Origin of the sequence: Enterobacter cloacae complex sp. IR5458 (assembly GCF_049238025.1) — a bacterium.
In the GTDB taxonomy this organism is placed as follows: domain Bacteria; phylum Pseudomonadota; class Gammaproteobacteria; order Enterobacterales; family Enterobacteriaceae; genus Enterobacter; species Enterobacter kobei.
The window spans coordinates 100,515-107,480 of record NZ_JBMKIF010000021.1; the positions used below are offsets into that span (position 1 = coordinate 100,515).

The following is a 6,966-nucleotide window of genomic DNA, read 5'->3' on the forward strand; positions in this document are numbered from 1 at the left end:
ATGCGCGACAAAACAGTTAGCGCCATTCTGGCGCATGCCGCCGCATCCTTCCCCGAGGAGTGCTGTGGCGTGGTTATTCAGAAGGGGCGGGTGGAGAAATACATCCCCTGCAAAAATAATGCTGAGTCGCCGACTGAGCAATTTGAACTTAATCCTGAGGATTATGCGGCCGCCGAAGAGCAGGGCACTGTGGTGGCGATCGTCCACAGCCATCCCGGCGACGGGGCAACAACTCAGCCGAGCGAGCTCGACATGCTGATGTGTGATGCCACGGAACTGCCCTGGATTATTGCATCGTGGCCGGAGGGCGACATTCGCACCGTCATGCCTCGCGGAGACCGCCCCCTCACAGGGCGCCAGTTTGTACTCGGGTATGCAGACTGCTGGTCTCTCATCATGGACTATTTCCGCATCGAGCACGGCATTGAACTGCCCAACTACAGCGTAGATCGCCACTGGTGGGAGCAGGGTGAAAACCTCTATATGGATAACTGGCAGGAATGCGGTTTCCGTGAGTACGACGGTCCCGCTCAGCCAGGTGACATGGTTATCATGCAGGTTCAGTCCACCGTCCCGAACCATGCCGGGATTTTGCTTGATGGCAACATGCTACTGCATCACATGTATGGCCAGCTAAGCCAGCGTATTCCCTACGGTGGCTATTACCGTGACCGTACCATCAAAATTCTGCGTTATAAGGATTTGATGTAATGGAAAGAAAAACCGTTATCAAACTCAGCGGCTCAATGGCTCAGCGATTTGGCAGGACACATCGCCGTGCACTAACGTCCGCCAGCGAAGTTTTCAGGGCGCTTTCTAACACCATTGACGGCTTTGATGCTTATCTGTGTGAAGCTCGGGCAAAGGGACTGGATTTTGTTATTTTCCGGGATCGTCGCAATATCGGGCACGAAGAGTTTGAACTCCTGGGGCCGGGTGATGAGTTAAGAATAATCCCTGTGATAAGGGGTAGTAAAAGAGCTGGAGTTTTCCAGGCGTTGCTCGGAACGGCTCTGGTCGCTGCTGCCATATGGATGCCGGGAGTTAGTATCGCAGCAAGTAACCTCATGTTTTCCGTTGGTGCCGCAATGGCCGTTGGCGGTGTAGTGCAAATGCTCTCTCCTCAGGTTTCAGGTCTGCGAATGCGTCAGGAACCTGATAACAAACCCTCCTATGCGTTTGGTGGTCCCGTTAATACAACAGCATCCGGAAATCCCGTCCCCCTGCTTTATGGGCAGCGCGAAATAGGTGGCGCGATTATTTCCGCCGGGATTTATGCTGAAGATCAGCAATAAACCAAACCACGCACTGTAAGCCACCTGACGGTGGCTTTTTTATGGACGCGATATGACGACGACAATCATCAAAGGCCGCGGTAAAGGTGGCAGCAATCAGACCCGAACACCCGTTGAAGCACCGGACAGCATTCAGTCGATTGCCAGGGCAAAGGTGCTAATTGCTCTTGGAGAGGGTGAGTTCGCAGGCGGACTTGATGGTAAAAACATTTTTCTTGGTGACTCATCTTCGTATACGCCTCTTCAGAACGCCGACGGAAGTTATAACTTCAATAATGTGAAATATGAGTTCCGTTCCGGCACTCAGGACCAGGACTATATTCAGGGCTTCCCCGGCATTGAAAACGAACTTCAGGTTTCATACGAGCTGAAACAGGCTGTGCCGTACGTGCGCGCGGTTTCCAACACGCAGCTCTCTGCGCTGCGAATTCGCCTGGGATGGCCAACTCTTTTACTCCAGAAAAACAACGGTGATAAAGTCGGAACCCGCGTCGAGTATGCTATCGATCTGTCGGTCGATGGCGGGCCGTATGAAACGGTGGTTAACGGTGCTGTTGATGACAAAACCATGTCGCTTTATGAGCGCAGTCACCGCGTCAATCTTCCGAAAGCCTCGACTGGATGGCAGTTGCGGGTTCGCAGAATCACGCCGGATTCCACGAGCATGAATATCGTCGACACCATGCGCGTTGTGGCCGTTACTGAAATTATTGACGCCAAAATTCGCTACGTTAACACAGCGCTGCTGTATGTAGAGTTTGACGCAAAGCAGTTCCCTAATGGCATTCCTCAGGTTGTGTGCAATCCGAAAGGGCGAATCATCCGTGTACCTGATACTTATGATCCCGAAACCCGCACTTATTCTGGTACATGGGAGGGCGTATTTAAATGGGCGTGGACGGATAACCCTGCCTGGATTTATTACGACATCATTCTGAACGAGCGCTTCGGGCTGGGTCAAAGAATCGATGCGAATCAGATAGACAAATGGGAACTTTATCGCATCGCCCAGTATTGCGATCAACTGGTACCAGACGGCAAGGGCGGCAGCGGGACGGAACCTCGTTTTCGTTGCAACGTTTATATCCAGGACCGTAATGACGCCTGGACCGTACTTCGTGATCTGGCGGGTATATTTCGCGGCATGACGTACTGGGGCGACAATAAGATGTATGTCCTGGCCGATATGCCCCGTGATGTGTGGCACATCTACAACCACGCCAGCGTTGTTGAAGGAAAATTTACCTTTGCGGACCCGAGTGAAACCACCCGAAACACTGCCGCGCTGGTGAACTGGTCAGACCCTGCCAACCACTACAAAGATACGCCTGAGCCTGTTTACGATAGCGATCTGGCCATGCGCTTCGATTATCGTCAGCTCGAAATGACTGCGATCGGCTGCACCAGGCAGTCAGAGGCAAACCGGCGGGGGCGCTGGGCGCTGCTTACCAACGGTATCGGCGAGGTGGTGACCTTCAGCACAGGCATGGACGTCCCCCCTGTTGGTGAGGTGATCGGCGTGGCTGCTAACGAGCTGGCCGGAAGAACTATCGGCGGCAGGGTGAGTGCGGTTAACGGCCGCAACATAACCCTCGATCGCGCTGCTGATGTGAAAGCCGGTAACAGGCTGTTTTTGAATCTTCCGTCAGGCACAGCTCAGGCCAGAACCGTCCAGGCCATTAACGGAAACACAGTCACTGTCACCACACCCTACAGCGAAACGCCGGAGGCTGAATGTAACTGGGGTGTGGACTCTGACGATCTGTTTATAGCGCTTTTCCGTGTTACGGGAACGCGGGACAACAACGACGGTACTTTCGAGGTCACCGGGACGACTTACAACCCTGATATCTATTCCGCTGTTGATACTGGCGCAAGACTGGACGAGCGGCCAGTCAGTGTCATTCCGCCAGGGGTTCAGGCTCCCCCAGGAAATATTGTCGTAGACAGTTACTCTACGGTTAACCAGAACATTGCGATTACCACCATGCGCGTTGCTTGGGATGCTGTTCAGGGTGCAGTTGCGTACGAGGCGGAATGGCGGCGTGACAGCGGCAACTGGATTAGTGTGCCCCGAACGTCTTCTCTCGGCTTTGAAGTGCAGGGTATCTACTCGGGTCGCTATCTGGTCCGCGTCAGGGCGGTGAACGCCAGCGACGTTTCATCAGTGTGGGCGACATCACCAGAAGTAAATCTTACTGGTAAAGTGGGCAATCCACCGAAGCCGGTTGGCTTTATCGCTTCTGAAAACGTGGTATTCGGTATCGAGCTGAATTGGGGATTCCCGGCGAATACCGACGACACGCTGAAGACCGAAATTCAGTACAGCCTGACCGGTACTGAAGACGATGCGATGCTGCTGGCCGATGTGCCTTACCCGCAGCGCAAATATCAGCAGATGGGCCTTAAGGCTGGGCAGATTTTCTGGTACCGCGCGCAGCTGGTGGACCGCAGTGGAAACGAATCAGGTTATACAGAGTTTGTGCGCGGGCAGGCCAGCATCGATGTATCCGATATCACCGATGCGATCCTGGAGGAGATTAAAGATTCCGAGGTATTTAAGGATCTGATTGAAAGTGCTGTAGACAGTAGCGAGAAACTGGCCGAGCTTTCTGATGCAATTAAGGAGAACGCCGATGGGCTGGCTGCCGCCGTAGGTTCGAATAAGCAGACAGCAGAAGCAATCATCGGCAACGCGCTGGCTATTGCCGATGTTATCGTGCGCCAGACAGCCCAACAGGGAGCTAACTCTGCGACATTCGAACAGCTCCGGGAGGTGATCGCCACTGAGACGGAAGCCCGCGTTACGGATGTTACTCGTCTTGAGGCGAAAACTGCCCAGAATGAAGCGGGTATTACTGATGTTCGCCAGGCGTTAGCAACGGAAACTGAAGCTCGCGCTTCTGCGGTAAGTCAATTGACGGCTGCCACTCAGGTCGCATCTGACAAAGCTGATTCAGCAGCTGCTGTAGGTGCTCAGAATACAGCATCAATCACTGACCTTAGCCAGGTTGTCACGGACCTCGATTCCTCAATGGCATCACGCCTGGAAGAGCTGGGGGCACAAACTGATAAGGCCAGCGGCGGTATTCAGAACAATGCTATCGCGCTGATCACCAGCACGCTCGCGCAGGTTAACCAGCGTAACCTTCTGAGCGTGCAATATGGCGATAACAAAGCCGGTATTGAGCGGGTCGATAATGTAATGGCCGATGCCAGCAAAGCTGTTGCTGAGTCGTTGCGCACCCTTGACTCCAGTGCCGGCGAAAACACTGCGAATGTCACTGACCTGTCAAAGACGCTTGCTGACTTCACCCAGGCGTCGGCTACTCAGATCAACTCACTGAAGGTCACCGTAAATGGCCAGCAGGCCGCCATTGTTCAGAATGCGCAGGTATCAGCGGACATCAACAATAACCTGAATGCGATGTACAGCATTAAGGTGGCTGTTGATTCCAATGGCAACCAGTACGTAGCGGGAATGGGCATTGGTGTTCAGAATACGCCTTCAGGGATGCAGACTCAGGCTCTGTTCCTGGTTGACCGCTTCGCTGTGATGAGTCAGGCAGGAGGAACCCCTACCATCGTCTTCACCACGCAAAATGGGCAGTTGATAATCCGTGATGCTGTTATCGGAGAGGGGACGATCGGTAACACCAAAATCGGTAATTACATCCAGTCATCAACCTGGGATGGGACTGGGAATGTCGGATGGCATATCAACAAGTCCGGGTATGCCGTGTTTAACAACGTGACTGTTCGTGGCTCGATTTACGCCACAACGGGTAACTTTGGATTCAGTGGGCCGAACAAGGCGACGGTGATAGACAGTAATGGTGTAACTATCAACCTGACCGGAGGCGGCCGTATCGTACTTGGAGAATGGACATAACATGCCAAGAGGACTACTGATTGATCTGAATGACGGCGGAAAGCGGATGGAGATAACGGCGGGTCTTCGGTGCCCGTCTTTTGGAGCCTACTTTGACAGTGGCTACCAGAAAGCCAAATACGCTGATATTGCCGGTTATGTTTCCGGGGCGCAGGTGCTGTTTATCCCGCACGCGACAGCTTACCTTGATTCAGGTCTGCTTCATAAAATGAACTCGGTCACCATATCCGGTGGCCGTGTGACGCAGAACTCCACGATGAAGGACGTAAGCATCAGTGAGCGTGAGAGTACGTACACGTTCCCCGGAAGCATCTGGCAGATATTTCCTCCTGGCCAGCGTAAAGGAGAAGGCCTGCTTATTGATGACAGTACTGACTTCCTGGCGATTACCAATGCCACGCAGTCAGGGCAGTGTATCTGGAAGGGGACCGTCAATGTCCCCACTGGCGGCTGGGCAGTTCCCACAATAGCGGGATACGACAAGTCCAAATATATCGTCTTTGGGCGCTGCAATAGCGGTAACACAGTCGATTTCGATGGCAACACGGTCAGGTTCTTCAGCCCTCCATCCACCAACGATGACGCCCCGACAACCGGCACGATAGATATTGTCATATTCGCCAGTGGTGTGACGCCGCAGCCGGGAACGGGGCTAAACATCTTCAATGCAGCCGGGGCCTGCACGTTTTCAACGACAAAGCGGCCTTTCGTCTACCTCAACCAGCTCTGGACGCCTTCAAAAAATGCCGTGAGCATCGGCAGCGGCTATGTTCCGCTGGGCAGATTCGGGCTGATGGCTCACGAAGTAAATGGCATGTACGTGTATCGAATGTTCGGAATAAAAATACAGAACGGCAGTGCTTCAGTTCAGGGTGGGAAATATCTGGGGCGCGAGCGGTATGCAATTTTTGGTAATGACACGGTAACGCCACTGAATCTTCCCGTTCTTCCTGATATGTACGTCTGAATAAACTGTCTTTTTAATCAACCCCGCTCCGGCGGGTTTTTTTATTGCCTGGAGAAAACATGATTTATACTACTGGCACTATCGCCATCAGCGGAAACACCCTTACAGGTACCGGCACAAACTTCACTGCTGCTGGTTCTCTTATTCGTAACGGCTGTACCGTTATTGCAATGACCAGCCCTGTGCAGGTATTTCAGATTACCGCAATTGGAGGAGCAACAAGCCTCACTGTTACGCCAGCGGCCAGCCCTGCCATTCCGGCTGGAACCAAATACGCCATTCTTCTGAGCGACAGCCTGAGCGTGGACGGTCTGGCGCAGGACATCGCTGAAACCTTCACAATGTACCAGCGCTATATGAGCGGGTTCGCTGATGTGATGAACGGGACATCTGATGTCACCATCACTATCAATGGCGTTGCCGTTACCGTACCGGGTCAAAAATCACTGGCGAAGAAAGGTGCAAACAGCGACATTACCAGCCTTTCCGGGCTGACTACCGCGCTCAGCGTTGGCCAGGGTGGCACTGGTGCGAAAAATGCCGCAGATGCTCGCTCAAACCTCGGTTTAAGAAGTAGCGCGACCTATGACATTACTACGAGCAACAACGATGCTGTTCGTGGCCGCGTGATGAAATCAGGGGACTATGGGCTTGGCGGGCAGGGGTACACATACCAGAACAATGACAGTGTAGGATTCCTGAGACTTATCAAAACCTATGGTTCACAGTTTGCTCGTAACAGTGGTGATGCCACATTAGCGTTTAAGCACGGTGCAGGTATTTACTCATATTGTGCTGATGCTCATAGCTTT

4 protein-coding genes and 1 pseudogene are annotated in these 6,966 nt (G+C 53.0%); all 5 read left to right on the forward strand.

The annotated features are described in order from the left end of the window. The gene (locus ACOTYN_RS17350; RefSeq protein ID WP_023296258.1) at positions 1–711 is read left to right on the forward strand and encodes a C40 family peptidase; all 711 of its coding nucleotides are present in this window, start codon (positions 1–3) and stop codon (positions 709–711) included. Next, the gene (locus ACOTYN_RS17355; RefSeq protein ID WP_332956911.1) at positions 711–1,295 is read left to right on the forward strand and encodes a tail assembly protein; all 585 of its coding nucleotides are present in this window, start codon (positions 711–713) and stop codon (positions 1,293–1,295) included. Before ACOTYN_RS17350 ends, ACOTYN_RS17355 begins: the two co-directional genes overlap by 1 nt. Positions 1,296–1,347: 52 nt before the next feature. Further along, positions 1,348–5,187 (forward strand): phage tail protein, encoded by a 3,840-nt coding sequence (locus ACOTYN_RS17360; RefSeq protein ID WP_332956913.1) that lies wholly within the window; start codon positions 1,348–1,350, stop codon positions 5,185–5,187. Between the two features lies 1 nt (position 5,188). Beyond that, on the forward strand, positions 5,189–6,154 hold the full coding sequence (locus ACOTYN_RS17365; protein WP_033487176.1) for a DUF6453 family protein: 966 nt from the start codon (positions 5,189–5,191) through the stop codon (positions 6,152–6,154). A gap of 59 nt (positions 6,155–6,213) precedes the next feature. Further along, positions 6,214–6,966 (forward strand): annotated as a pseudogene (locus ACOTYN_RS17370) (hypothetical protein); the annotation flags it as partial.